1 protein-coding gene is annotated in these 547 nt (G+C 47.9%); it reads right to left on the bottom strand.

The window, feature by feature from the left end:
- The coding region (locus GQS57_RS19445; RefSeq protein ID WP_368855191.1) for a hypothetical protein at positions 1-490 on the bottom strand (490 nt) is incomplete at its 3' end.
- Positions 491-547 lie beyond the last annotated feature (57 nt).

The raw sequence follows: 547 nt of genomic DNA, 5'->3' as shown, positions 1-547 counted from the left end.
CTACCAGACACTTTCTTTGATGCTTGGTGTTCAAACAGGATGCTCCAGTACAGGATGTAATCTCACAGGCACAGCCAGTCCGATACAGGTTGAGGTTCCTCTTTTGAACGGAGGGGAGTTGGTCCCAACGCCACACAAGGTCACATAAACCAAAAACCATCACTCCATCCACAACACGTCCTGACAGCAGATACTCGCCGTTTTCCAGATGAGCGCCACAAGAGGTTTTATCGGAGTAGATGACCCAAATTGCCTTCTTATTGTTAGGCTTGTACTTCGTGATAACTTTGACACTGTATGCAACCAAGTCGGGGCGAGTGCCGGCCACAGTTCCAGTGACCTTCACACAAATCACAATATCAGACTCGCAGAACACCTGTTGAGGGTGTCTTTGAAGACATTTACAGCCCTCGGCCACCTGCTCGTTCAGTCCCACAGACAGGAAGAACAGCAGTCCTAGAGTAACAGCAGCAGACAGCGGGACACTCATACTCACAGCACAAGATTAAACAATATACTTAAGGTAGTGACCAAATAGAGCTTTCTT

The sequence above is a fragment of the Polaribacter sp. 20A6 genome (genome assembly GCF_011378915.1).
Taxonomy (GTDB): domain Bacteria; phylum Bacteroidota; class Bacteroidia; order Flavobacteriales; family Flavobacteriaceae; genus Polaribacter; species Polaribacter sejongensis.
The sequence above is the reverse complement of the archived record's forward strand: the minus strand, read 5'-3'. Positions and strand labels throughout refer to the sequence as shown.